Below are 25,251 nucleotides of genomic sequence, written 5' to 3' on the forward strand. Positions count from 1 at the left end.
CAGCCTTTTAGGGTTAATAACTTGTCGATTCATTATTTGTAGCTTCTGGACTTTTCTCATATTTGTCATCATCAAGTTCCAGATGTGCCTTGAAGCTATTTGAGATTTCCTCAACACTAGTCTCATCTAATATATAATAAAAAACTCCATTATTAGAGTTTTCACCCTTTAATTCGAGAGAGTCTATTTTATCGATTTCTCCTGCATAACCATGAAGGCCTACAATTTCTTTGAAATTCAGATCCATTTGGATATTTCCTTCTAATCCATCGATTACATCATCATATTTTGTGATGGAGCTGAAGGAGGCACCTTTCTCAATGATAGCTTTAATCACTTGCCGTTGCCTTTCTCCACGGCCGATGTCACCTGTAGGATCCTGCTTTCGCATGCGGACAAAGGCTAAAGCTTCTTCACCATCCAATTGCTGGTTGCCTTCATGTAGGGTGATGGCATCATGCCGGTCTTTACTATCCTGAACAGAAAATGTTTTCGGTACATTAACTTCAACTCCGCCCAGTGCATCAACTATGTCGATAAAGGCTTTGAAATCCACTCTTACATAATGGTCAACTGGTACATCAAACAAGTTTTCCACACTTTTTACTGCTAGATCGACCCCACCGTAGGCATGTGCATGATTGATTTTATCCATGCCTACTCCTGATATTTCCACATAAGAATCCCGAGGAATACTAACCATTTTTACAGAATTGTCTTTTTTATTGAAGGTGGCGAGAATCAGTGCATCAGAGCGACTGACACGTTCACCTTCACGAGCATCTACACCTATGAATAACACAGAAAAGTTATCTTTGTTGACATCGACTTTATCCTCACGGAGATCCGATTTTTCTCCTCTTTTCAATTTTTCTATTGAATTATCGGTAGCATTTGCTAGTTTAAAAGTTAAATAGGAACCATATCCAATCGTATAAAAAATAATTAAAAATAATGGAATCAATACCAGGCGTCTACGATGACGTTTTTTTCTCTTGCGAATTTCTTTTCGATACATACTTGTTTTCTCCTCAGGATTATGAAATGTAAAAGTCGAATAATAAAAAAGAGACCCGATGGAGGTCTCTTATAATCTACCGGCTTTTAAAATTTTATATTATAAAAAACGATATATCAATACAATTCTCTAAAAGTTTATAACAATTATTTATACAGTTCACTTATTCGATATTATAATATAATCCCTTGATCAAGGATTCACTTGAATTCCCTTTTGAGTATTGATTCCATTCATCAGCAAACTTTTCAATTAAAAGATAATTGAAATGATTATTTTTTATAATGGAAAGGATCTCACGTGTATTTTTTGCGATTGGACCTGGAATATTACTTTCGAATTCTTTCCAAATACCAGGTTTTTTCCGATAATCATTTAAATCAAACATGAAAAATATCATTGGCTTTTTAAGCAACGAGCATTCAAAAGGTATAGAAGAATAATCAGTAATTAAATAATCAGTAATCAATAGTAAATGATTCACTGAATAATAATCTGAAACATCATAAACAAAGTTTGAATAATTATGATTCAATTTAAAATTCACCGCAGGATGAATCCGTAAAAATACTACAAAATCATCTTTCAATTCCTCGTACATGGATTGAAGGTCCAGCTGGATATCCGGCAGATTAAATTCCCCATCTCTGAAGGTAGGGGCGTATAAAATCACTTTTTTTGATTTGATTATAGGAAATTCATTCCTTAATTGTTCAATTGCTGATTGCTTTTTGTTCTCATCATAAAAGAAATCTGTTCTGGGTACGCCAGTACGTAAAATAGCCTTATCATCTACACCGAAGCTTTGTCGAACGATACTTGCCATTTTTTCAGATCCAACTGCTATATGAGTGTGCCGTTGATACACGCTTTGGATCCGCTTTTTTGCGGAACTTTGTCTCCCTTTGATTGAAGGATCCATGAGACCAAACTTTTTTATTGCTCCAGCTGCATGCCAAAGTTGAACACATTTTACATTTGGTTTGAAATTCGTAACAGATAAAAATCCATAATAATTATCTGTAAATACGATTTTAGATGTACTTAAATGATAGATTGAGACGATCAAGTGAAATAAATTCAAACATTCAAATGAATATATTTTCGAGTTTTTAATGTTCTCAAACTCTATATTGCATTTTGGGTGTTTTAAAATGATGATTTCATCTTGTTGAATCTTTGCTATTTCGTCGGCTACATAAAAAATATTATCCCCAAAAGAAGCAACAAATGTTGCCTTTTTCCTTTGGGGAAATAGTTGGAACATATTGAATAACAGTTTGAAAATCATTAAGTATGTTCCAATCAACAGTTCTCTAACCATTATTGACTATTAATAGATCTTTTTTGATCTTTGAAGTAGATATGCCGACTGTACGAGGGAGATAAACTACTTCAGTATATTCTTTAAGGAAATCGAATTTTCCTTTCCAATCATCACCCATGACGAATACATCAATATCGTTTTCAACGACATCTTGAATCTTTTGATCCCAATGATTTTCAGGGATCACTTCATCTACATAACGGATAGATTCAAGTATTACTTTACGGTTTTCGTAACTATGATATGCTTTTTTGTTTTTAAGAGCATTGAATTCATCAGTAGAAACTGCCACCGTCAAATGATCTCCCAACTCTTTAGCGCGGCGGAGTAGGTTTATATGGCCATTATGGAGTAAGTCAAACGTACCGTATGTCAATACTTTTTTCATTTTTGGTTCCTCCTATAGGTTTTGCTAGATATAAAGACTTAAATTATTGTTACGTCCACAATGTATATAGTAATATAACAAATTTGCAAAACTGTAACATAGGGTTTACATTCTATTAACAATACTTCTGATTATTTATACCACCTATATATATAATTAAAACTCTTTACAGAAAATTTACAAGGGGAATTGATCAATTTAAAATATTTACCAATAAACCTTTAAATTATACCATAATAATACACATGTTTGTCAAATCATGTAACCAATGCTTCAGTCAGGACTTAAGGCATAAATAAGTATTGAAATTCAAATGAAACAAACCCAAGGCTGAATAGACTTTGCAGTTAATTTACGATTTAAATCCAATTCAGTTGTATTATTTTTTATTTTCCGCTGCATCTTCAATGCGAGCCATTTTTTCTTATAAATCCCCTTATCAAATGTTTATATTTAGCGTTCTCACTCATTTTGATTGCTATTAGAGCATTTTCTATATAAAAGGTCATTAAATTTGAAATTAGTCGATTACGTCTGTTCTCCATGAGAAACCCATTTTCGCCATCGACAATCAGATAACTAGGGCCATATTTTCTTCGTAAATTTCGACTGTTGTATATTACAAATACTTTCTAGGTGGAAAGAGAGAACCCTCTATTTTTGAAGTTAGAAGTGAAAATAATCCCTTTTCAATTAATTGATGGTTTCATAAAACTTCTCGTTAATAGGGAACTTATTATATATCTTAAAAGTTTTCGTATTAATTTATCGTTTATGTCTGGGGAAAATCCCCATTTGAAAACCAAAAATTTTCGGCATATAATATCGTATAATGTCGAGAGAGAGGAGCACGGAACAAAATATGGACCAACATGAATTGGAAAACATAAAGATAACGAATCTAGATCTACATGATAAAGTGTACACAATAGAAATACCTGTAAAGGAATCTTTTTCAAATGTTGCCGATCAAATGTATTTTATCTTGTCAAAAAGACTAGATGATGAGGAAATTGTGTTAACTTCAACTAAAAAAGATTCAATAAATGATTTTACCATATATGAAATCAAAATCTCTTCGGATGTGTTCAATCCTTTAATAGATGATATTTGGGATTTATATATTGTTCGTGAAACACAGGGAGCATTAAAGAAGAGCCGGATCAAAAGTAATTATGACCATTTGAGGCTATTGTGTATTGTAATTAGAGAAAAACAGAAGATGTTCTATCCGTTTACGACTAAAGAGGGTAATGTTTCTTTCAGGTTCAATGAATATACTCTTTTCGCATCATTTGATAATGTGGAATTGACAAGTACAGGGGAGATTTCAGTAGCTGGATTTTTCAATTATCCACCACTTCATAAAGTTGAAGAGTTTAATATTACCGGAATTAAGCTGGTTGTCACAAAAAATGGTGAAGACGAAAAATTTATTGACATCAAACAGATGGCTCGTCAAGATCTATACTCAAAATATTCAGGTGCCCTTTCATTTGAAGAAATCGGATTTAAAGGATTATTTGATGTCAAACCATATATAAAAGATGAGAATAAAAAATGTTTCAAGTTTTTTTTAGAGCTTGAGTATGATCACTTAGGTAACACTGTAAAAATGCGGAGTACAAGGATCCGACTAACGCATGATGCTTCTCTTCCTACCGAAACTACCCTTGTTACAAATGGTAAAAAAAGGAAAATATATTGTAGTGTTACCAAGAAAACAAAGTATTTTTCAGTAAATGTAGTTGATTATAACGTGGTAAAACAGACAATTACCAATGTGAAAAAGAAGTGGGTGAAAATCAGAAGAAGCAACTACTTGAAAGAATTATATAAAAGCGTTTTCTATTTATTAGGCAGGCTTCTTCCGGCCAATCCCAAACTGGTAATGTTCGAGAGTTTTTTAGGAAAACAATATAGTGACAGCCCGAGGGCTATATATGAATATTTGTTGGAAAACCATCCAGAGTATAAAATGTACTGGAGTGTTGATAGAAGACACTTGAAGTACTTCACAGATAAAGATGTAAAGTATGTAAGAAGGTTTTCTATTCAATGGCTGATATTGATGACTAGAGCAAAATACTGGGTTACCAATAGCAGATTGCCTCTTTGGATCCCAAAACCGAAACATACTATTTATTTGCAGACTTGGCATGGGACACCATTGAAAAGGCTTGCTGCTGATATGGATGAGGTCCATATGCCGGGGACTAACACTAAAAAATATAAAGAGAACTTCTTGAAGGAAGCAAGTAATTGGGATTATTTAGTTTCACCTAATGCATATTCAACCGAAATCTTCAAAAGGGCGTTCGCTTTTGATAAAACAATGATAGAATCGGGTTATCCTCGAAATGATTTTTTGCTCAATTGCAATAATCTGGCTACAATCAATCAGTTGAAGGAGAGATTGAATCTCCCCGAGGATAAAAAAATCATATTGTATGCTCCGACATGGCGTGACAATCAATTTTATGCCAAAGGGAAGTACAAGTTTGATCTGCAGCTTGAATTGGATAAAATCAAGGAAGAGCTTGGGGAAGAATATATTGTACTGTTAAGGATGCATTATCTTGTGGCTGAAAACCTTGATTTGGCTGGTTATGAAGATTTTGTTTATGATTTTTCCTACCATGAGGACATTAGAGAATTGTACATGTTAGCAGATATTCTGATAACCGACTATTCGTCAGTATTCTTTGATTATGCCAACTTAAAAAGACCAATGCTATTTTTTGTATATGATATTGATGATTATAGAGATAATTTGAGAGGGTTTTATTTTGACTTTGAAGAAAAAGCGCCAGGACCTTTAACCCGGACAACAGAAGAAATCATTCACGAGATAAAGCAAATAAAAGAGAAAGGATTCATCCCATCTGATACGACTGAAGAGTTTTATGGAAAGTTTTGTTATCTGGAATCTGGGGAATCTTCAAAGAGAGTAGTAGAAGAGGTGTTTTTAAAGTAAATCATTACGTCTTTTGTACTGGCTGTCGAAACTGATCGACGGCCTGTTTTATTAAAAAGATAAGTATAAATTCGATGAAGTGATGTCCAGCTCCACCACCCAACCACTTGGATCACTTCAGTCCTCTTGCGGATACTGGTCAGGGGTTTGCGCTTTTCTTGTACAATTCTACTTTTATGTAATGCATGCGGTTAAAATTCTGATAATGAGTACGAAATACTAATTGTCGGCAGAGGCATTAGGGGAGAGTTTTACAACATCTCTACAATTTTGTATCATTTGTTGTGTTTTAAAATGTGTGAAAGTATAATTTGAGGAGTATTTTATCATCCAATAGGTACACAGGAAGGACTAAAGTATGAAATCCGTAATCACTGTGATTAAAGAACAGATTGAGCACTTCTACTTGGTTAGAAGGTTATCCTTATATGAATTGAAAAGTTCAAATAGCAATAATTATTTAGGCATGGCATGGGAACTCATTAATCCGCTTATCCAGGTAGCTATTTATTGGTTTGTATTTGGATATGGTATAAGGAAGAGAGCGGATATTACATTAGAAAATGGGCTGGAAGTTCCATTTCTACAGTGGATGCTGGCTGGGATCATCATTTGGTTCTTTTTCTATCAATCTACAATAAAAGGCTCGAAATCAATTTATACAAGGTTGAGAATGCTCTCAAAGATGAATTTTCCAATGAGTGTCATTCCTAACTATATCATTTTTTCTCAATTTTATATCCATGCTGCCTTGGGAATCATAACGATACTGGTCATGCAATTTTCAGGATTTCCGATAAATATATACTATTTACAGTTCATCTACTTTATTTTTGCAACATTCATGTTCATTTTTGCACTCGCATTAGTCACATCAACACTAGCAACAATTATTCGTGACGTACAAATGTTTTTACAAGCAACACTACGTATGTTGCTCTATTTATCACCGATTTTGTGGCAGGTTTCGAGCATCGATAACGAGTTTATTCAGTTGGTTATGAAGATCAATCCCCTTTATTATTTGATTGAAGGCTATAGAGCTGGATTCTTCGGAATAGGCTGGTATTTTATTGAAAACTGGGAATATACCTTGTATTTCTGGGCTGTTACAGGTATGCTCCTTATCATTGGTTCAACAATACATGTAAAATTCAGAAGACATTTCATCGACTTTCTATAGATGAGAGGAAAATTAGTATGGAAAAAGCGATTATTGTCAAAAATGTTTCAAAAAAATACAAATTATATAAGAAATCTTCAGAGAAAATATTAGATTTGATTACACCAAAAAGCTATGGTGAAGACTTCTATGCTTTAAGGCATGTTGATTTTGATGCTGAAAAGGGCGATGTGGTAGGTTTTGTCGGTATCAATGGTTCAGGTAAATCAACATTATCGAACATAATCGCTGGAATCGTCCCTGAAACAACTGGTTCTGTGACATTGAATGGGCAGGCGGCCTTAATTGCGGTTGCTTCAGGTCTTAAAGGTGATTTGACTGGTAGAGAAAATATCGAACTCAAATGTCTCATGCTCGGGTTTTCAAAAAAAGAGATCCAAGCGATGGAGGACGATATCATCGAGTTTGCGGAATTGGAGAAATTCATTGATCAACCAGTAAAATCCTATTCCAGTGGGATGAAGTCACGACTAGGCTTTGCAATTTCAATAAATATCGATCCTGATATTTTAATCATTGATGAGGCATTATCTGTAGGAGACAAAGCATTTGCAGAAAAATCCTTGGAAAAAATGAAGGAATTCAAATCCAAAGGTAAAACAATGATTTTTGTCAGTCATTCAATTGGGCAGATGAAAAAATTCTGTGAAAAGATCTTGTGGCTTGAATTCGGAGTTGTCAAAGAGTTTGGTCCAGTAGATGAAGTGATGCCTAAATATGAAGATTTTTTAGAGAAATATAAAAAGATGTCTAAAAAAGAGAAAAGAAAGTATAGGGAAGAGGCCATTAAAAACAATTCCAAGTTGAAAACAGCTACCATTTAAAAAGGGAGAACCTTGACTAGTTTCAATGCCATAGTCAAGGTTCTTTTTCCTTGAACGAACAGTGTGTTGCGATATTAGGATAATTTTGTTATAGTATTCCCGTTGTAAAAAAAATTCGACAAAATTCGACAAAAATTAACTTAAAAGCAGGGGATAAAAATGATCAAGGAATGGAACCTATTGCGTTTTGTAGCTTGCCTTAGCATTGTTCTACTTCATAGTACAACCCAGACAGGGTTAGTGGCAGGCTTTCCGCAAACTGAATATTATAACCTTGCGCGTCTACTATTATGTTACGCAACTCCAACCTTCATTGTCCTGTCAGAAATCATATTGGCGAACCGATATCCGGATCGGTTGGGAAAGGGGTTTTTTAGTAAGAGAATAAAATGGATTTTTTTCCCTTTCGTTTCATTTGCTATTATTGATGCACTGGTTACGTTCAATTTGAGTGGAAACATACAGATTAAAGATAAAGTTCTAGATAATGTTTTATTCGGTATGTTTGAAGGATATTTTGTGTTGATCATTCTACAGTTCTATATCCTGCATTATTTAGTGATCAAGTTCAATATTTCAATGAAGGTCCTTCTTCCAATCAGTTATATAGTTATGTTCGCTCATCTCCATCTTTTGAATTACTCTGATTTAGCGTTCATACAAGATAACAGGCACTATTTAAAGCTCCCATTCACAGCCTGGTTCGGCTATTTTACTACAGGTTATCTGATTGGCCGGCATTATAAGAAGATCATCGAATTTTCAAGAAAATATAAATGGCATATTTTGACCGGCGTATTACTATCCTTGTATTTCGTAGCAATGAATTATAAATTTGGTTTTACAAGTGTTAATTCTAAAAGGTTCGATCTATTCCCATTTGTGATCCTATGTAGTTTAGCGATCCTTACGTTTGGAAAATTCGTACCTAACTCGAAAATCATAAATACGATAAGTAACTATTCACTCGGTATCTATTTATTACATTGGCAGGTCCAACGATATGTCGGTCCTTATACTGCGAACTTCTTTGAGCATACAAGCACCCGTGTGATTGGCTTGTTTTTTGTGAGTCTCATCTTATCGATGTTGATTATAAAATCGGTATCCTTATTCCCATTTGGTGGCTATATAGTCGGTAATACAAGAAGAAAAAAGTCTATCCGTGTTCCTGAAGCTCAATATGCTTCTGTTCATTCAACAGTATCAAGATAAATGACCTGGGTCGGTTCTAAAGCGAAAACCATTGAACCAGCCCTTTCTTTATACACTTTTGTGTTCGTTTTTTAAAGAAATCCTTTACATATATTCAATAATTGTCGATAATTACATAAGAGCGTAAAACATTGTAAAAGGTTGGGGCGATACTCTTATGGAAAACACTTTAAGAAAAATCGATATAAAAAATGACGATCGTGTAGAGATTCTTAACGTTCCTTTTGTAAAAACCCCTAAAGACCAATTTATAGATACTCTTTTGAATCATATAAAAAGGAAAGAAAAGAAATTTGTAATAACAGCTAATCCGGAAATTGTAATGCAAACTTTTAAAGACCCATCATTTAAACAGATTGTCAAACAGAGCTCTTACGTCACTCCTGATGGTATCGGGATCGTAATTGCTTCCAAGATGTTGAACAAACCTATTCCTGAAAGGATTACAGGATTTGAGACGATGATGGGTCTTCTTTTACATGCTGAGAAAAAAGATCATTCCGTTTATTTTATAGGTGCTAAAGACACTACAATGAAAAAAGCAGTGAATAATGTACATGCCAGATTTCCGGGCTTACGTGTTGCAGGTTTTCGAGATGGCTATTTCTCTAGTGATGAAAGTTCAAAAATCTGTGATGAGATTAAGCAGCTCCAGCCGGATATGGTTTTTGTAGGTTTAGGCTCTCCGCGGCAAGAAAAATGGATTTATGAAAACTTTAAGCACTTCAAAAAGGGTATATTTATGGGTGTAGGTGGAAGCTTCGATGTATTATCCGGCGAAGTGAAAAGAGCCCCGCGTTTGTGGAGGAAACTCAACCTTGAATGGATGTATAGGCTTATAACCCAACCTTGGCGATTTAAAAGGATGTTGGAATTACCGAAGTTTTTATTTAAAGTTTTCAAAGAAAAAGCCGAAGCAGGCACTCGTTAATTATTCAATTAGTAACCAAAGTGCAGGGTAGAAAGTATGTTTTACTTTACTATTCATAAGGGATTCACTATTACCAATCTTTACTTGAAAATTAAGGGGTACTTCCTCACATCAACCGGTTTCGTTTATCAAACAATAGGATTATAAATTGTAAAAATAGGTAATATCGTCAATAAGGATGGACTTGTTACGAAATATTTATTTAGTTTTAATAATTCGAATAATAATCTTTACAATCTTTACTGAATAAAGAATTGATTTTCACTAAATATGTGATACGCTTACCTAGAATGTTTAAGCAAAGGAGATCCACTTATGGACAATAGCATGATCATTGCACTGATTACATCATCCATAACTGTCCTGATCATTACTCCCTTCGTTATAAAACTAGCCCATAAAATAGGAGCTACAGATAAACCGAATAATCGTAAAGTCCATGAAAAGGTCATGCCACGGTTAGGCGGGCTGGCGATTTTCATCGGATGTACCACTGGATATTTTGCTGGTGGACTATATAAAGAACAAATGACCGGAATTCTGCTTGGGGCTTTTTTAATCATTGTATTAGGTATTCTTGATGATATTTTGGAATTGTCCGCGATCGTAAAACTTTCGGGTCAATTGATCGCAGCAACGCTTGTTGTATCGACTGGCTTGACGATCAATGTACTTAGTGTCCCATTCCTTGTTGAAAATTTTGAACTCGGTATCTGGTCCTATCCAATTTCAGTTTTATGGATTGTTGCAATCACAAATGCGATTAATTTGATCGATGGGTTAGATGGTCTAGCTGCAGGAATTTCTTTGATCGGTATCGCCACGATTGCATTCATGGCAGGAGCTGCTGGGAAAGGCTTGATTTTGACCTTAGCCTTGATTTTGATCGGTAGTATCATCGGATTTCTCTTTTATAATTTCCACCCAGCTAAGATATTTATGGGAGACACCGGTGCACTATTCTTAGGGTATGCAATTGCTATCCTCTCCCTATTAGGTTTATACAAAAGTGTAACCTTGTTCAGCTTCCTTGTTCCGATCCTGATCCTAGGAGTACCGATTTTTGATACATCATTTGCAATTATACGACGGGTTGTGAATAAAAAACCGATTTCGGCACCAGATAAGTCACACTTGCATCATCGAATTTTAGCACTAGGCCTGTCGCATCGGAATACTGTACTCGTCATTTATGCTTTTGGAATCATATTCAGTATTTGTGCAGTGGTTGTAACGGAGACGACATTGATCGGATCATTATTGATTTTATTTGGTCTATTCGTGGCGTTTCAGCTCGTTGCTGAGACCGTAGGCCTAGTCAGTGACCGATATAAACCGTTTCTGAGGTTTTACCGGAAAGTCATTAAAAGCAGACAATAATTACGTTTTTATAAGGGGTTGACTCGAAAGAGCCAGACACTTCAAATTTTGAAGCTGCTGGTTTTGGGTCAGCTCCTTTTTTATTTATGTCGTAATTTACTCCTTTTCCGGGGGCGGATCGGAAGGCTTTCATGCCCGTTAAATTTCGTGGACTAACAATTTGTTAATTCTGCGAAAAGTTTATTGTTTTTCTTTTTGGTATAAAAACTGAATTGAGTTGCTAAAAATTAAACTAATGAAGAAAATGAGGGATTTTATATGAATTCGACCTTGATCGTATTGACTCAAAACTTTCCATACTTACCTGGAGAGCATTTTTTTGAAACTGAACTGCCATATTTACAAAAAGAATTTCATAAGATTATTATATCTCCAGTTGCTTATTCACCCGAAAACGAAAAAAGGGAAGTTCCCGATAACGTCATCATAAATCCAATTGAACGGAACATGGCACCTTTCAAGTCCCTTACATACATGCGAAGACTTACGCTATTGACTGACCCTCAAGCTTTGAAATGGTTTGCCGAGGAGTTCGGAACAGCTCGCAAACATGGCATGAGCGGTGTATTGAAACTGGTCAACTGGTTGAGCCTGGCCGTGAATATACGTAAACAACTCGAACAGAATTATGTAAAAAACAACACAGAACTTTCAGAATGTGTTTTTTACTCGTATTGGTTGAGTCCTGCTGCGGTTGCATTAGGAATGCTGAAGGAAAAGTATGGGGAAGCTATAAAGAGTGTAGCCAGGGCACATGGCGGTGATCTGTATGCGTATAGGCATACACCTCCATTCCTGCCATTACAAGGAAAGACTATTACGAACCTTGACAAACTTTACACGATTTCAGCCGATGGGAAAAATTATTTACAAAATAAATATCCTGACTTAATTCCAGCTAAACTTTCAATTAGTAGACTTGGAACAGTCGGAGTAGAGCAAACTAATCCTCAAAACAGGGATAAGCAGATGCACATTGTCACTTGCTCTTATATGGTCGAGGTGAAACGGCTGGACCTGCTCATTGAAGCTCTGACTAGAACGAAGCGGAGAGTAAAGTGGACACATATAGGAAATGGCCCTTTGTGGGATAAGCTTAATGAATTAGCAGAAAAACTTCCATCAAATGTACAGTGGGAGTTTCTAGGTTATTTGGATGGTACTCAAATCCGATCGTATTATCAACAGACCCCGGTTGATCTTTTCATGAACGTGAGTGCCAGCGAGGGGGTTCCGGTTTCCATCATGGAAGCATTCAGTTGTGGTATCCCTGTTATTGCAACAGATGTGGGTGGTACGTCTGAATTGGTCAACACCCGGAATGGGAAGCTGTTGGATAAGGACACCTCCCCTGAGAAAATTGCGGACGCTGTCGAGGAATTTGATGCTATGACTGACCAGGAATATGATTCAGCTAGTAAACATGCTTATGAAATATGGAATGAATATTTCAATGCAGAGAAAAATTACGATGAATTTACCAAGCAGTTAGTCCTGTTAGGAGGAAACCGACAACATGAGGGCTAGGAATAGCTTCGCGAAAGACAGTTTCATCACGATTACGCGACAATTCACCAGTATTCTCCTCGGGATGTTGTTATTGATCGTTCTCGCAAGGTTTCTTGGTCCATCTGGACAAGGTCAATATACACTTGTCATCTTATTACCCCAGCTGCTCATGACGTTTATGAATCTTGGGGTGAATACGTCGACAATCTACTATGTGAGCAGGGAAGAAATCGACGTTGATTCAGCAGTGAAAAACAATTTGTATATTGGTGTATTTTTAAGTTTTGTGTCGATTCTGATTGGAATGGTGATTGCATTCTTTTTTTCAGATCGATTTTTTGAAGAAGCATCAACAACTTTCTTATTGTTGAGTTTGATCGCATTGCCGTTCATGTTCCTGAACATTTATTTTCAGACGGTTTTTCAAGGATTGCAGCAATTCGGTGTGTTTAATACGATTTTGATCATTACGCAATTGGGTACATTATTTTTTGTTTGTTTATTCATCATCGTTTTGGATTATGGACTCACAGGAGCAGTCGTCGCCTTTATTTTAGGGCACTTGATCACGACAGTTTCGATTGTTTATATCCTCTATGCTAAATTCGGGTTCAGGTACGAAAAAGGGGCTTTCAATCTTTCGTACTTTAAAAAATCAGTCTTGTTTGGATTGAAAGCACATATAAGTAACGTGATGTCTTTTTTAAACTATCGAATCGACCTTCTTTTGTTAGGGTATTTTTTGAACCCGGCAGCAGTTGGTGTTTATGTAACAGCCGTAAACATTGGAGAGAGGATATCCATATTGTCGCAATCCCTGTCGACCGTCTTACTTCCTAGAATTGCATCGGTTGATGATGAAAGGGACCGCAATCGGGTGACATCGATCTTGACGAGAAACTTTTTAGTCTTTGTGCTGCTGTTGACCATCGGAGTTTTTTTCTTTGCCGATTGGGTGATCGATTTATTATTCGGGGTTCGATACGAAAAGAGTTCGAGCCTTTTGAAATGGCTCATTCCTGGAGTTGCGGCACTATCAATCGATAGGCTTTTATCCAATGATATAGCAGGTAGGGGGAAACCAGAGGTCAACATGTACGTTTCCCTTTTCAACGTATTGTTCAACGTTGGGTTGAACATCTATTTGATCCCTCTGTATGGAGTGGTCGGAGCTGCAGTTGCGACTACTACAACTTATATTTTAAGTCTTATTATCAAAATCTATCTTTATAAGAAAGTGACCAGTTCGAATTATCGAAGCTTTCTTTTGATACAAAGGGATGATCTCTATCTCTATTCGAATTTATTCAAGCAATTGAAAACGAAAATGGCTGACAGATGAATCGGAGGTTTTCTGAATGAAGGTCTTAATAACAGGCGGGGCAGGCTTTATAGGCACATACACGAAGGATCTTTTGAAGGAAAAAGGGCATCAGGTATTGATCGTGGACAATTTGTCTACTGGCAACGAAAGCAACATCGACGATGATGATACTTTTTATAAAGGTGATATTCAAGACCTTTCCGATCTGAAGGGTATCGACGACATCGACGTTGTCATTCATCTTGCAGCCCAAATCCAAGTTCCTGTATCCGTTCAGGATCCGCTGTTCGATATGGACCAAAATATCGGCGGCACTATTAAAGTAGTAGAATTCGCGAAAAAAGCGAATGTTAAGAAAGTGATCTTCGCTTCTTCAGCAGCAGTTTACGGAGATAATGACCAGTTGCCGATCAAAGAAGAAAGTATTCTAGAACCGATGTCACCATATGGGATATCGAAAATGGCCGCTGAAAAATATGTCGAGGTCCTTTGCCAACTTTATGGTATCGATTATGTTATTTTACGATATGCCAATGTATTCGGGGCAAAGCAGACAGCTAAGGGTGAAGGCGGCGTCATTAAGATTTTCTACGACCTACTCGCCGAAGGGAAGACCCCTTTGATCGAAGGGAATGGTAATCAGACGAGGGACTTCATCTATGTAGAGGATATTGCTAGAGCACATCTTTATGCCTTAGATACGCCAAGCGGTATTTACAATTTAAGCACGAATACGGAAATCACAATCAATGAACTCTGTAGATATATGATTGTAGCGATGGGTAAAAATACTCAGCCTGAGCATATAGATGCACGTAAAGGCGACATTTATCGCAGCTGTCTTGATAACTCTAAATTCATTGATGCCTCAGGATGGGCTCCTGCCTATTCCGTTGAGGCTGGTATCAATAGCATGATCAACGAACTTGAGCATAAAGGAGTCAATAAGTCATGAATTTCGCTATTGTAGGATGCGGACACATTGCTAAGAAACATGCAGAAGCCATCAGGAACAGTGAAACGGCGACATTGTATGCGGTTTGTGACACGGTACAAGAAAAGATGGTCCCTTTCTTTGAAGAATATGAGGTAAAAGGATTTCTGGATTTAGATGAGCTGTTAGAACAAGAAGATGTTGATGTGATCAACATTTGTACACCAAGCGGGTTCCATGCGGATATTGCAGTGAAAGCAGCTAAAGCTGGAAAGCACATCGTGGTAGAAAAGCCGATTGCGTTGACATTAGAGGATGCGGATCGAATCATTACTGCCAGTAAAGAAAACGATGTGAAGCTTTCGGTTGTCCATCCGAATCGTTTCCGTCCAGCGATCATGGAGACTAGAAAGCTGATGGATGAAAACAAATTCGGAAAACTGAGCCATGCCAATGCAACCGTCCGCTGGAACAGAAACCAGGCCTATTATGATCAGGCTCCATGGCGAGGAACGAAATCATTGGATGGCGGGGTCCTGATGAATCAGGCGATCCACAATCTTGACTTGCTCGTATGGCTGATGGGTGAAGTGGATGAAGTCTACAGCATGGGGGCGACTCGACTTCGTGAAATTGAATCAGAAGATGTTTCTGTAGGTGTAGTTCGCTTCAAAAATGGGGCACTAGGCGTCATTGAAGCAGCCACAACGATATACCCGAGGAACCTCGAAGAAACACTGAGTATTTTTGGTGAAACTGGAACATTGAAAATCGGAGGGGCGACGGCTAATTTGATTGAGCACCTCAATATAGAAGGCTTGGATGATCAGGTTTCCAATGATCTTATCGATCGAGTCAAATCAGATCCATTTGGAAAACCAGGGCATCAATGGATCATTGAAGATATGGTAGAAGCGATCAAAAATGACCGAGAACCAATCGTGACAGGAACAGACGGAAAGAACGCGTTAGCATTAGTTATTGCTCTTTATGAATCTGCAGATAGTAACAACCCGGTTAAATTAATTCATGAGTCTGCTGACACCAATAGACCAATCAAACTTTAAGAAACGAGGGATTGTTCAATGGCTATTTCAGAAAAGGCGGTATTAAATCGTAATGCAAGCTCTCTATTAAATAAAATCCTTAGTAAAAAGGCTACAATCGGGGTCGTTGGACTTGGATATGTAGGGCTCCCTTTAGCAGTTGAAAAAGCGAAAGCCGGTTATAACGTCATCGGCTTCGATATCCAAAAGAAACGTACGGATATGGTCAATCTAGGTGTAAATTATATTGGCGATGTCGTAGATGAAGAATTAGCCAAATATACTCAAAACGGAATGATCAAAGCTACGACAGACTATTCACTCATAAAAGAAGTGGATGCTGTAGCGATTTGTGTACCAACCCCTTTAGATACCTATCAACAACCAGATACCTCCTATGTAGAAAGCTCCGGTAAAGAAATTGCGAAACATCTGCATCCGGAAATGCTCATCGTCCTGGAAAGTACAACCTACCCAGGCACGACAGAAGAAGTGCTGAAACCGATTTTAGAAAGTACAGGCTTAGTCTGTGGCGAGCATATTTTCATTGCGTATTCTCCTGAGCGGGTCGATCCCGGCAATAAAGTTTATAACACGAAGAACACGCCGAAAGTGGTGGGGGGCATAACTCCAGCATGTACGAAAATTGCTGCTGCCCTTTATCGGAATGTGCTTGAAGGTGATGTCCACGAAGTTTCCAGCCCTTCAGTAGCGGAAATGGAGAAGATCCTGGAAAACACCTTCAGACATTTGAATATTGCACTGGCAAATGAAATGGCGATTCTCTGCAATAAGATGGGAATCGATGTTTGGGAAGTCATCAATGCAGCTGCCACAAAACCATATGGATTCATGGCGTTCTATCCTGGTCCAGGACTTGGCGGTCATTGTATCCCGATCGATCCATTCTACCTGACATGGAAAGCACGTGAATACAACTATCATACCCGGTTGATTGAGATCGCTGGGGAAATTAACAATAGTATGCCTGAATTTGTACTTGAACGAGCTATGCAAATTCTTAATAAAGAGAAAAAGCCATTGAATGGATCGAGAGTCGTCGTTTTAGGCGTTTCTTATAAGAAAGACATTGATGACGTCCGGGAATCACCAGTATTGGAAATTCTCGAAAAACTGGAAGAACAGGGAGCTGACTATATCGTGGTCGATCCCCATGTGAAATCATTTAAGCTTGGGGGGAAAATTATCGAGCCTGTTTCATTATCTGAAGATCTGCTGCATGAATCAGACCTTGTTCTCCTCACGACAGACCATAGTCAATTCGATTATGAAATGATCGGAAAAGTCAGTCCAGTCATTTTTGATACACGTAATGCACTGAAGGAATACACCAAGCCGAAAAAGTACTACAAGTTGTAAAAATAGGGGATATGTTATGAAATTCATCACGATTTTAGGTGCGAGACCACAGTTCATAAAAGCTGCCCCTGTATCCAGGGAGTTAAGGAAACATCATACGGAACAAATCGTCCATACAGGCCAGCACTATGATCAGAACATGTCGGATATCTTCTTTGAGGAATTGAATATTCCGACGCCAGATTTCAATTTAGAGATCGGTAGTTCATCACACGGAAAACAGACCGGCCGGATGCTTGAAAGAATTGAGGAAATACTCCTTTCAGAGACACCCGACTATGTGCTGGTCTATGGCGACACAAATTCAACTTTAGCCGGTGCCCTGGCGGCTTGTAAACTGCACATCCCAGTCGTGCATGTAGAGGCAGGACTTCGTAGTTTCAATAAACAAATGCCCGAAGAAATCAACCGGATCATGACCGATCATGTATCAGAATACTTGTTTTGTCCGACTCAAACGGCGGTCAAGAATTTGGAGAATGAGAATGTCAACGCGAAAATTATCAATGTCGGCGATGTCATGTATGATGCAGTCGAATATAACCGTCAGCTTGCTGAATCACAGTCTGATATTTTGAAAAAACAACAGATCGAGGCGAACTCTTATCATTTGATCACCGTGCATCGAGCTGAAAATACAGATGACCCTACAAAGCTGGCGAATATTTTACAAGCCTTTGCACAGATTGAAGAGATCAAGGTATGGCCGCTCCATCCACGCACAAAAAATAAAATTTCGGATTACGGGCTTGATCTTTCTTCAATCCAGAATTTGAAGATCATCGAGCCAGTCGGATATCTCGACATGTTGAAGCTCGAAACGAATGCAAAAAAGATTTTAACGGACTCAGGCGGAGTGCAGAAAGAAGCCTATTTCGTGCAAGTTCCATGTGTCACGATGCGGGAACAGACTGAGTGGGTTGAAACGCTTGAAGATGAAGCGAATACCCTGGTCGGTACGGATACAGCAGAAATCGTACGTGCGGTGTTAAAAGAAGTGAAGCCGTCATATAAACCATATTTCGGTTCAGCAAATGCAGCCGAGAAAATCGTAGGAAAACTAAAATAAATACCGTTTAATAAGTCACTCGACAAGCGAGGGGATTGGAATGCGAATCATATTATTAAGTGAAAACTTTCCACCAGAAGTGGGAGCGCCTCAAATCAGGTTATATGAAGTTGGGAAAGAATTGATCGCCCGCGGACATCAGGTAGAGGTACTGACTGCATTTCCTCATCACCCGCATGGTGAAATTCCTGAAGAATATAAAGGCAAATTCTACGAGTTTGAACACTATGACGGAATCCCTGTACATCGTACGTGGATCTATCCATCTCCGAAAGGGAGTTTCATCCGACGTCTGGCATCTTATTTTTCTTTTACACTCAGTGCTTTGTATTCTGTATTCAAAGCAAAACCTGCAGATGTCATCATCTGCACCTCCCCTCCTTTGTTTCTGGGGATAACAGGATATATCGCTTCAAAATTGAAGCGTGCGAAATTCATCTTCAATGTTGCTGACATTTGGCCGGAGTCTGCAGTGGAACTCGGTATCTTGAAAAATAAAGCCTGTATCCGGTTTGCGGAAAAGTTGGAACAATTCCTCTACAAAAAAGCATGGAAAATCGCAACCGCGACAGAAGGAATTAAGGAATACATGATCAAGCAAGGAAAAAAAGAAGAGGATGTCTTCCTACTGCCGAATGGGGTCAATACCGACCAGTTCTCGCCTGGCGAAGAAAATAAAGAACGTTTACAGTCTCTGGACTTGACTGATAAAAAGGTGTTCACTTTCGCAGGTCGAATGGGCTATGCACAGGCGTTGGATTCCGTGTTGAAGGCGGCTGAGCTTGTTCAGAAGCGAGGAATGACTCATATCGCGTTCCTCTTCATCGGTGATGGCCCTGAAAAGAAAAAAATCATCGAAATGGCGAAAGAAATGGAACTGCGTAATGTCATTTTCCATGATCCTGTGCCAGTCAGTGAGATGCCGGATCTCTATTCGATAACGGATTTCAGTCTCGTCACATTGAAAAATATCGATTTATTTAAAGGGGCTCGACCATCGAAAATTTTCCCTGCGTTATCTTCAGGTGTCCCGGTGATTTTCTCTGGGGTTGGAGAGAGCGAAGTACTGCTCACCCAGAACAAGTGCGGAATCATCACGGAACCTGAAAATCCGGAAAACCTTGCTGAAACAGTGATTCAATGTGCTGCAATGAGTAAGGAAGAGTATGAAGAACTTTCCTGGAACGGAAGGCGATTTGTGGAAAGGGAGTATTCCTGGAGAAGTATTGTCGATGATCTCGAAGAAAACCTTAAAGAAGAGACTGTGGAAATTTTGGAAAGTTGTTGATCGCATGAAGATTTGCCATTTGACTTCTGTTCATTCGGGGTTGGATACAAGGATTGTCATCAAAGAGTGCCAATCCCTTGCAAAGGTGGAACATGACGTTACCTATATTGTTCCGAATGAAGAGAATCGAACCGAATATGGTGTAAAAATTGTTGGTGTTCCATCGAATTCGAGACACCCAATCCAGCGGATAAGGAAAACGACCCGCGCTGTTTTCGAAGCTGCGAAATCGGAAAACGCTGATGTCTATCATTTTCATGATCCTGAATTGATTCCGATCGGATTGAAATTGAAGAAACTTGGGAAAAAAGTGATCTATGATGTTCATGAGGATGTGCCAGAACAGATTCTTTCGAAACAATGGATCCCGAAAAAAGCCCGGAGGCTCATGTCGAAAGGATTTGCGTCATATGAAAAGAAAGCTTCCGGGAAATTCGATGCAGTCGTGACGGCAACACCTTATATCGCAGAAAAATTCCGTGTATACAATCAAAACACGGTGACGATCCATAATTATCCGATCCTCAGTGAATTGATGGACGAGGATCATTCCAGTGATATATCGGCCAGTGGTGATACTGGGAAAGTCGTATATCTAGGCGGGATTTATCGTCTAAGAGGGATTATCGAGATGATCAACTCCATAGAGCGGGTCAATCAAATCCGGAATACCCATCTGATCCTGGGCGGGAGTTTTGCACCACCTACACTTAGAGATGAGGTAGAACAATTGCCAGGGTGGAAGTATGTCGATTATAGAGGGTTTTTATCCCGTGTAGAAGTAAAGCGAGCCTTATCGGATTCACACGTCGGATTAGTCCTGCTGCATCCTGAGCCACGCTTTGTCGTCTCCTTGCCGATAAAAATGTTCGAGTATATGTCAGCAGGCTTACCCGTAATCGCTTCAAACTTCCCGCTTTGGAAAGAAATTGTAGAAGATAATGATTGTGGAATTTGTGTCGATCCATTGGATGAAGAAGAAATCTCAAGAGCCATTCTTGAATTGCTGGATGATCCTGAACGTTGCATCAGGTTGGGAGAGAATGGACGAAGAGCTGTTGCTGACAAATACAATTGGAAAAAAGAGAGTGAAAGGCTAATTCAGTTATATAACAACTTAAATTGATTGAAATGAGGTTTTCGGCAATGAATGTACCTATGCTGGACTTAAGTGAGCAATACTTGAATTTGAAACAAGAAATTAACGCGGCGCTCGAGGAAGTTATGTCTTCTTCCAGATTCATTTTAGGGGACAATGTCAAAAAACTTGAATCCGAAATAGCGAAATATAGTAACGTAAAGCACGGTGTAGGTGTTGCGAATGGAAGTGATGCACTTCATATATCTTTATTAGGCTGTGGCGTGGAAGCTGGTGATGAAGTGATTTGTCCAGCCTTCACGTTTTTTGCGACTGCAGGTGCTATTGCAAGAATCGGTGCTAAGCCTGTATTCGTCGATATTGATCCACAAACGTATAATATCAATCCTGAAAATATAGAAGAGGCAGTAACATCCAAAACCAAAGCCATCATTCCTGTTCATTTGTATGGCCAAATGGCAGATATGGAACTGATTGTTGAAATTGCTGATAAGCATGGCCTCTCAATTGTAGAGGATGCTGCACAGGCAATCGGTTCTGAATATAAAGGGAAGAAGCCTGGGGAGTTTGGAACAACTGCCTGCTACAGTTTTTTCCCGACAAAAAACCTTGGTGCTTATGGAGATGCCGGGATGGTTGTCAGTAATGACGATGAGATAGCCGAAACGATGCGGGTGATCCGTGTTCATGGAAGCAAGCCGAAGTACTATCATCATATTCTTGGATACAATAGCCGGTTAGATGAACTTCAAGCGGCGATCCTTAATGTAAAATTTCCTCATCTCGATGATTGGAGTGCACAACGGAAACGCCTTGCTGCAACCTACACTGAAATGTTGAATGAAAAAGTCGGAGAAAAGGTTGTTATTCCGTTCATCGAAGAACATAACAATCACATTTTCCACCAGTATACGATCCGTGTTGAGAGACGGGATGAGTTGCAAGCTTTTTTGAAGGAAAATGGGGTGGCGTCAATGATTTATTACCCGAAGGCACTCCATTTACAGCCGGTTTTTTCTGAATTAGGATATAAAGAAGGCGACCTGCCAGAAACAGAGAAGGCTTGTGATGAAGTGCTGTCTTTACCAATGTTTCCTGAACTGAAAAAAGAGCAGCAGGAATACGTCGTCGATATGATACAGAAATTTTATAAGTAAAAGAAGTGAGGTCATAGTATGTCCACACCGACACTTGGAGAAAATGTCGTCATCAAAGAGAATGTTTCATTTGGTAAGAATGTAACAATCGGGAATAATGTCGTTATTTATGAAGGTTCTATTATCGGAGATCATGTGTTGATCCAAGATAATGTCATAATCGGAAAACAGCCGACACGAGCCAAAAACTCGACCCTCCCAGATGTAAAAAAGTTACCCCCTGCTAAAATCAGTGGGGGATGTACGATAGGTACATCCTCTATCATCTACGCAAATGCTGAAATAGCAGAGGATGTCTTTGTCGCGGACCTGGCTACTATCCGCGAAAGGGTGACAATCGGTGCAAAGACGATTGTCGGCAGAGGTGTGGCTATCGAGAATGATTGTAAGGTAGGTACAAAGTGTAAGCTGGAGACCAATTCTTATTTAACAGCTTACTCTGAATTAGGGGACTATGTCTTCATAGCACCTTATGTGGTAACGACGAATGACAATTACATGGCAAGATCAAAAGAGCGATATGATCAATTCAAAGGCGTTACAATAAAGGACGGAGGTAGAGTCGGAGCAAATTCTACCATCTTACCCGGAAAAACGATCCATGAAGATGGGACTGTGGCAGCAGCGAGTGTCGTGACGAAAGATGTCGGTAAAGAAGAACTGGTTGTAGGATCACCTGCAAAGAAACTTCGGCATGTCCCAGAGAATCAATTGCTTCGGAACCAATAAAAGTAATATCAGGATTAGAAGGGGTTTACCATGAGGAACTTAGAAGCTGCATACACCAAAATGAATCAAATCGTCCTGGCAATCCTCTTTTCCGTTATCCTTGGCTGGTCCATACAAAATGTTTTTAGAGTGGACTCATGGAATGATCCGATCTGGGCTGGAATTTTCGTTATTACTGTTCTCGGCTGCCTTTATATTTTAAAGGTGATCATTCAGTATAAAATCCCATTAACAACGATGCTGCTTTACTTGCTGATTGTGAGCTTCTTTATTGGACCGGGAATTTTCAATGTCGGAATAGGTCCGATAAGCTTCTTCCCTTACCGAATCTTTTTGATGTTGATGGGGATGCTGTTTTTAAAGGAAATTATCAAGCCGAAGCATAAACTGTCTGTCCATTCGATCTATATTAAACCCGCTCTTTATTTTTTATGGTTTTGGCTCGGCTATGGTCTATTATCGCTAGTTTGGACACGATCGTTCACCCATGGTGTCAGGGATTTCATCTTCTTGACTTCAGGAATATTGACAATCTTGTTTGTCATCTATTTCTTTTATAAAGAACGGGATTACATCGTCTTCTTTTATCTTTGGATCGGTGCGGTTCTGCTTTTCATCTTGCTGGGGTTTTGGAATCACCTGACACATCAGCATCTGCCTATTTCCAGGCTGATGACGGCGCCTGAGTATATAAGAGGAAGACCGTCAGCGGTTTTTACGAACGAAAATGACTTTGCCAGCTTCATGGTTATCGGAATATTTTTCAGCTTTGCACTTTTTAACCATGCAAAAACAATTATAATGAAAGGCTTAGGACTGTTTACGACATTCGCTGGATTGTATTTGATCCTGGTCAGTACTTCCCGTGCTAGCATCATCGCCATTTTGCTAGGATTCAGTGTTTGGTTCGTATTTTTAACGACTTTTAAACAGAAGGTCAGGACTCTTTATATTGGTACGGGTGCTATTTTTATCGGAGTGGCATTATTCTTTGATCGGGTTTCTTCAGTGGTAGAAAGCATCATGGCTGAAATTTGGAGTGTAGTTGGTGGGCCGGGGGTTGAGGAAGGCTCAGTAGACATCAGGAAAAACCTTTTGCGGAATGGAATGGCTTTTCTTCGGGATACATATGGGTTTGGTATAGGAGCAGGTAATGCGGAGTATTATATTAAAAATGTAAGTATTTACCCGACATACGGCCAGACGAATTTACATAATTGGTGGGCTGAGATCATGGTCAATTACGGGATCTTCATTTTCACTTGTTATTTACTGCTCTATATGGCAATCATCATCAAGCTTTTTAAGCTGAATACAAAATCTAAAAGCAGTTCTGAAAAAATGATCAGTGAAGCACTTTTGCTTGGCCTCATCGTCTTTTCGATTGCAAGTATAAGTCCGAGCTCGATTATGACGCTAAGCTACACATGGTTGTTATTTGCCTTTGGATTAGGGTTTTTGAATTATATGCAGTTGAAAAAACGGCGTGAGGGAGCCTTTGAAGACTATGCGTGAGATGATCGATAGAACCAAGGTAAGAATCAAAAAACAATTGTGGCTATTGCTCTTGATTCCAATTTTAACGGGAGCTATTTCGTATTATATGGCAGCAAAAGAACCTGCCGTCAGTACAGCAAATGTAGAAATCGTCCTTGGTAACTTCCAGGACAGTATTTTGACGAATGACAAACTGATGGCAGAAAACTTAAAAACGGAAAAATATCTAAAGGAATTGACTTCTACTGAGGAAGATTATTCAGGTATGGCAGTGGAATTGAAAGAAGGAAAGATTCTCAGCCTTACCCTTTCTGGTGATGATGAAGCCGAAGTGGAAGATCGCTTGAACCTGATCGTGGATCGCCTTTTGGAGGAAAGCCGTTCAGTCTTTGAGCAAAAGGAAGAAATGCTGAAAAAGCAGATTTCTGATATGGAAGAACACAACCCTGGAGCAGAATCCTTACCACCCCTCACGGATGAATTATTGAATTTGAGAGAAACGGGCATTCACCAGGAACTGGTTGTGACAACGACGGATGGTGGCACTGTGAAAAGAGGAATCTTTGGTGTGATCGTCGGCTTGATGCTGGCTGCTTTTCTACTTGTGTTACCAGAAATCTTTCGGGATTAGAAGATGGGGAGAGGTTATTCCCCCTTCCCATCTTCTAAACTTTCCACGCAAGGCTTCCAGTGACCTTGCGTGTTTAACCAGGGCGTTTTCGCTTTTCTTTGTGTCTGGCTTCAACCCCCAACCACTTGGATCACTTCAGTCCTCCTGCGGCGGCAACACATTGATTTAGATCGAGGGATTTACCCACGCAGAACCGAACTTTGTTTGGTTCGAGCCTCCTCGTCAGACTTCCAGTGACCTTCGTGGCTGAGCAGGGTGTTTACGCTTTTCTTTGTCTAGCTTCAACACCCAACCACTTGGATCACTTTAGTCCTCCTGCGGCGGCTACAGCCCCCTCGTCGGTCT

Annotated in this window: 21 protein-coding genes; 18 read left to right on the forward strand and 3 right to left on the reverse strand. The window is 38.9% G+C overall.

The window, feature by feature from the left end:
* Positions 1–13 precede the first annotated feature (13 nt).
* The 3 genes from L1611_RS10330 to tagD all read right to left on the reverse strand — a co-directional run bounded on the left by L1611_RS10330 (position 14) and on the right by tagD (position 2,733).
* Entirely contained in the window at positions 14–1,018 is a 1,005-nt protein-coding gene (locus L1611_RS10330; RefSeq protein WP_236313017.1) for an LCP family protein, read from the reverse strand.
* 163 nt (positions 1,019–1,181) lie between these two features.
* The gene (locus tag L1611_RS10335) at positions 1,182–2,309 is read right to left on the reverse strand and encodes a CDP-glycerol glycerophosphotransferase family protein (RefSeq protein ID WP_236313018.1); all 1,128 of its coding nucleotides are present in this window, start codon (positions 2,307–2,309) and stop codon (positions 1,182–1,184) included.
* A gap of 25 nt (positions 2,310–2,334) precedes the next feature.
* A complete protein-coding gene (gene tagD / locus L1611_RS10340; protein WP_236313019.1) occupies positions 2,335–2,733 on the reverse strand; it encodes a glycerol-3-phosphate cytidylyltransferase in 399 nt (132 codons plus the stop codon).
* Between the two features lie 862 nt (positions 2,734–3,595).
* Between tagD and L1611_RS10345 the strand changes: the two genes are divergently transcribed.
* The 18 genes from L1611_RS10345 to L1611_RS10430 all read left to right on the forward strand — a co-directional run bounded on the left by L1611_RS10345 (position 3,596) and on the right by L1611_RS10430 (position 24,906).
* Positions 3,596–5,710 carry a CDP-glycerol glycerophosphotransferase family protein gene (locus tag L1611_RS10345; RefSeq protein WP_236313020.1) on the forward strand — a complete coding sequence of 705 codons (2,115 nt, stop codon included), beginning with the start codon at positions 3,596–3,598 and terminating at the stop codon, positions 5,708–5,710.
* 358 nt (positions 5,711–6,068) lie between these two features.
* A complete protein-coding gene (locus L1611_RS10350) occupies positions 6,069–6,893 on the forward strand; it encodes an ABC transporter permease (RefSeq protein WP_236313021.1) in 825 nt (274 codons plus the stop codon).
* 17 nt (positions 6,894–6,910) lie between these two features.
* Entirely contained in the window at positions 6,911–7,717 is an 807-nt protein-coding gene (gene tagH, locus L1611_RS10355) for a teichoic acids export ABC transporter ATP-binding subunit TagH (protein ID WP_236313022.1), read from the forward strand.
* 159 nt (positions 7,718–7,876) lie between these two features.
* Positions 7,877–8,932: an acyltransferase family protein gene (locus L1611_RS10360; protein WP_236313023.1), complete on the forward strand. Its 1,056-nt coding sequence runs from the start codon at positions 7,877–7,879 to the stop codon at positions 8,930–8,932.
* A gap of 157 nt (positions 8,933–9,089) precedes the next feature.
* Positions 9,090–9,863 carry a WecB/TagA/CpsF family glycosyltransferase gene (locus L1611_RS10365; RefSeq protein ID WP_236313024.1) on the forward strand — a complete coding sequence of 258 codons (774 nt, stop codon included), beginning with the start codon at positions 9,090–9,092 and terminating at the stop codon, positions 9,861–9,863.
* A 315-nt stretch (positions 9,864–10,178) separates the two neighbouring features.
* Positions 10,179–11,243, forward strand: a complete 1,065-nt coding sequence (locus L1611_RS10370) for a glycosyltransferase family 4 protein (protein ID WP_236313025.1) — start codon at positions 10,179–10,181, stop codon at positions 11,241–11,243.
* Between the two features lie 258 nt (positions 11,244–11,501).
* A complete protein-coding gene (locus tag L1611_RS10375; RefSeq protein WP_236313026.1) occupies positions 11,502–12,770 on the forward strand; it encodes a glycosyltransferase in 1,269 nt (422 codons plus the stop codon).
* Positions 12,760–14,094 carry a flippase gene (locus L1611_RS10380; protein WP_236313027.1) on the forward strand — a complete coding sequence of 445 codons (1,335 nt, stop codon included), beginning with the start codon at positions 12,760–12,762 and terminating at the stop codon, positions 14,092–14,094. Before L1611_RS10375 ends, L1611_RS10380 begins: the two co-directional genes overlap by 11 nt.
* 16 nt (positions 14,095–14,110) lie before the next feature.
* On the forward strand, positions 14,111–15,031 hold the full coding sequence (locus L1611_RS10385; protein WP_236313028.1) for an NAD-dependent epimerase/dehydratase family protein: 921 nt from the start codon (positions 14,111–14,113) through the stop codon (positions 15,029–15,031).
* Complete coding sequence (locus L1611_RS10390) at positions 15,028–16,077, forward strand: Gfo/Idh/MocA family protein (protein ID WP_236313029.1); 1,050 nt, start codon at positions 15,028–15,030, stop codon at positions 16,075–16,077. The genes L1611_RS10385 and L1611_RS10390 overlap by 4 nt, the downstream gene beginning before the upstream one ends.
* Before the next feature lie 18 nt (positions 16,078–16,095).
* Positions 16,096–17,436: a nucleotide sugar dehydrogenase gene (locus tag L1611_RS10395; protein WP_236313030.1), complete on the forward strand. Its 1,341-nt coding sequence runs from the start codon at positions 16,096–16,098 to the stop codon at positions 17,434–17,436.
* A 16-nt stretch (positions 17,437–17,452) separates the two neighbouring features.
* Positions 17,453–18,505: a non-hydrolyzing UDP-N-acetylglucosamine 2-epimerase gene (gene wecB, locus L1611_RS10400; RefSeq protein WP_236313031.1), complete on the forward strand. Its 1,053-nt coding sequence runs from the start codon at positions 17,453–17,455 to the stop codon at positions 18,503–18,505.
* A 40-nt stretch (positions 18,506–18,545) separates the two neighbouring features.
* The gene (locus tag L1611_RS10405) at positions 18,546–19,793 is read left to right on the forward strand and encodes a glycosyltransferase family 4 protein (protein ID WP_236313032.1); all 1,248 of its coding nucleotides are present in this window, start codon (positions 18,546–18,548) and stop codon (positions 19,791–19,793) included.
* Positions 19,794–19,797: 4 nt separating this feature from the next.
* On the forward strand, positions 19,798–20,919 hold the full coding sequence (locus L1611_RS10410) for a glycosyltransferase family 4 protein (RefSeq protein WP_236313033.1): 1,122 nt from the start codon (positions 19,798–19,800) through the stop codon (positions 20,917–20,919).
* Between the two features lie 20 nt (positions 20,920–20,939).
* Entirely contained in the window at positions 20,940–22,049 is a 1,110-nt protein-coding gene (locus L1611_RS10415; RefSeq protein ID WP_236313034.1) for a DegT/DnrJ/EryC1/StrS family aminotransferase, read from the forward strand.
* A gap of 18 nt (positions 22,050–22,067) precedes the next feature.
* Positions 22,068–22,778, forward strand: coding sequence for an N-acetyltransferase (locus tag L1611_RS10420; RefSeq protein ID WP_236313035.1), 711 nt, complete (start codon positions 22,068–22,070; stop codon positions 22,776–22,778).
* 30 nt (positions 22,779–22,808) lie between these two features.
* Positions 22,809–24,293 (forward strand): O-antigen ligase family protein, encoded by a 1,485-nt coding sequence (locus L1611_RS10425; protein WP_236313036.1) that lies wholly within the window; start codon positions 22,809–22,811, stop codon positions 24,291–24,293.
* Positions 24,286–24,906, forward strand: coding sequence for a hypothetical protein (locus L1611_RS10430; RefSeq protein WP_236313037.1), 621 nt, complete (start codon positions 24,286–24,288; stop codon positions 24,904–24,906). Before L1611_RS10425 ends, L1611_RS10430 begins: the two co-directional genes overlap by 8 nt.
* The last annotated feature ends 345 nt before the right edge of the window (positions 24,907–25,251 follow it).

The organism is Pseudalkalibacillus salsuginis (assembly GCF_021646685.1).
In the GTDB taxonomy this organism is placed as follows: domain Bacteria; phylum Bacillota; class Bacilli; order Bacillales; family Fictibacillaceae; genus Pseudalkalibacillus; species Pseudalkalibacillus salsuginis.

Bases quoted from the DNA above. Each gene is read 5' to 3' on its own strand.
- L1611_RS10395 (WP_236313030.1), top strand. From the start codon at position 16,096: ATGGCTATTTCAGAAAAGGCGGTATTAAATCGTAATGCAAGCTCTCTA.
- L1611_RS10405 (WP_236313032.1), top strand. From the start codon at position 18,546: ATGCGAATCATATTATTAAGTGAAAACTTTCCACCAGAAGTGGGAGCG.
- L1611_RS10345 (WP_236313020.1), top strand. From the start codon at position 3,596: ATGGACCAACATGAATTGGAAAACATAAAGATAACGAATCTAGATCTA.
- L1611_RS10425 (WP_236313036.1), top strand. From the start codon at position 22,809: ATGAGGAACTTAGAAGCTGCATACACCAAAATGAATCAAATCGTCCTG.
- L1611_RS10410 (WP_236313033.1), top strand. From the start codon at position 19,798: ATGAAGATTTGCCATTTGACTTCTGTTCATTCGGGGTTGGATACAAGG.
- tagD (WP_236313019.1), bottom strand. From the start codon at position 2,733: ATGAAAAAAGTATTGACATACGGTACGTTTGACTTACTCCATAATGGC.
- L1611_RS10415 (WP_236313034.1), top strand. From the start codon at position 20,940: ATGAATGTACCTATGCTGGACTTAAGTGAGCAATACTTGAATTTGAAA.
- wecB (WP_236313031.1), top strand. From the start codon at position 17,453: ATGAAATTCATCACGATTTTAGGTGCGAGACCACAGTTCATAAAAGCT.
- L1611_RS10370 (WP_236313025.1), top strand. From the start codon at position 10,179: ATGGACAATAGCATGATCATTGCACTGATTACATCATCCATAACTGTC.
- L1611_RS10330 (WP_236313017.1), bottom strand. From the start codon at position 1,018: ATGTATCGAAAAGAAATTCGCAAGAGAAAAAAACGTCATCGTAGACGC.
- L1611_RS10380 (WP_236313027.1), top strand. From the start codon at position 12,760: ATGAGGGCTAGGAATAGCTTCGCGAAAGACAGTTTCATCACGATTACG.
- L1611_RS10350 (WP_236313021.1), top strand. From the start codon at position 6,069: ATGAAATCCGTAATCACTGTGATTAAAGAACAGATTGAGCACTTCTAC.
- L1611_RS10335 (WP_236313018.1), bottom strand. From the start codon at position 2,309: ATGATTTTCAAACTGTTATTCAATATGTTCCAACTATTTCCCCAAAGG.
- L1611_RS10420 (WP_236313035.1), top strand. From the start codon at position 22,068: ATGTCCACACCGACACTTGGAGAAAATGTCGTCATCAAAGAGAATGTT.
- L1611_RS10390 (WP_236313029.1), top strand. From the start codon at position 15,028: ATGAATTTCGCTATTGTAGGATGCGGACACATTGCTAAGAAACATGCA.
- L1611_RS10360 (WP_236313023.1), top strand. From the start codon at position 7,877: ATGATCAAGGAATGGAACCTATTGCGTTTTGTAGCTTGCCTTAGCATT.
- L1611_RS10430 (WP_236313037.1), top strand. From the start codon at position 24,286: ATGCGTGAGATGATCGATAGAACCAAGGTAAGAATCAAAAAACAATTG.
- L1611_RS10365 (WP_236313024.1), top strand. From the start codon at position 9,090: ATGGAAAACACTTTAAGAAAAATCGATATAAAAAATGACGATCGTGTA.
- L1611_RS10385 (WP_236313028.1), top strand. From the start codon at position 14,111: ATGAAGGTCTTAATAACAGGCGGGGCAGGCTTTATAGGCACATACACG.
- tagH (WP_236313022.1), top strand. From the start codon at position 6,911: ATGGAAAAAGCGATTATTGTCAAAAATGTTTCAAAAAAATACAAATTA.
- L1611_RS10375 (WP_236313026.1), top strand. From the start codon at position 11,502: ATGAATTCGACCTTGATCGTATTGACTCAAAACTTTCCATACTTACCT.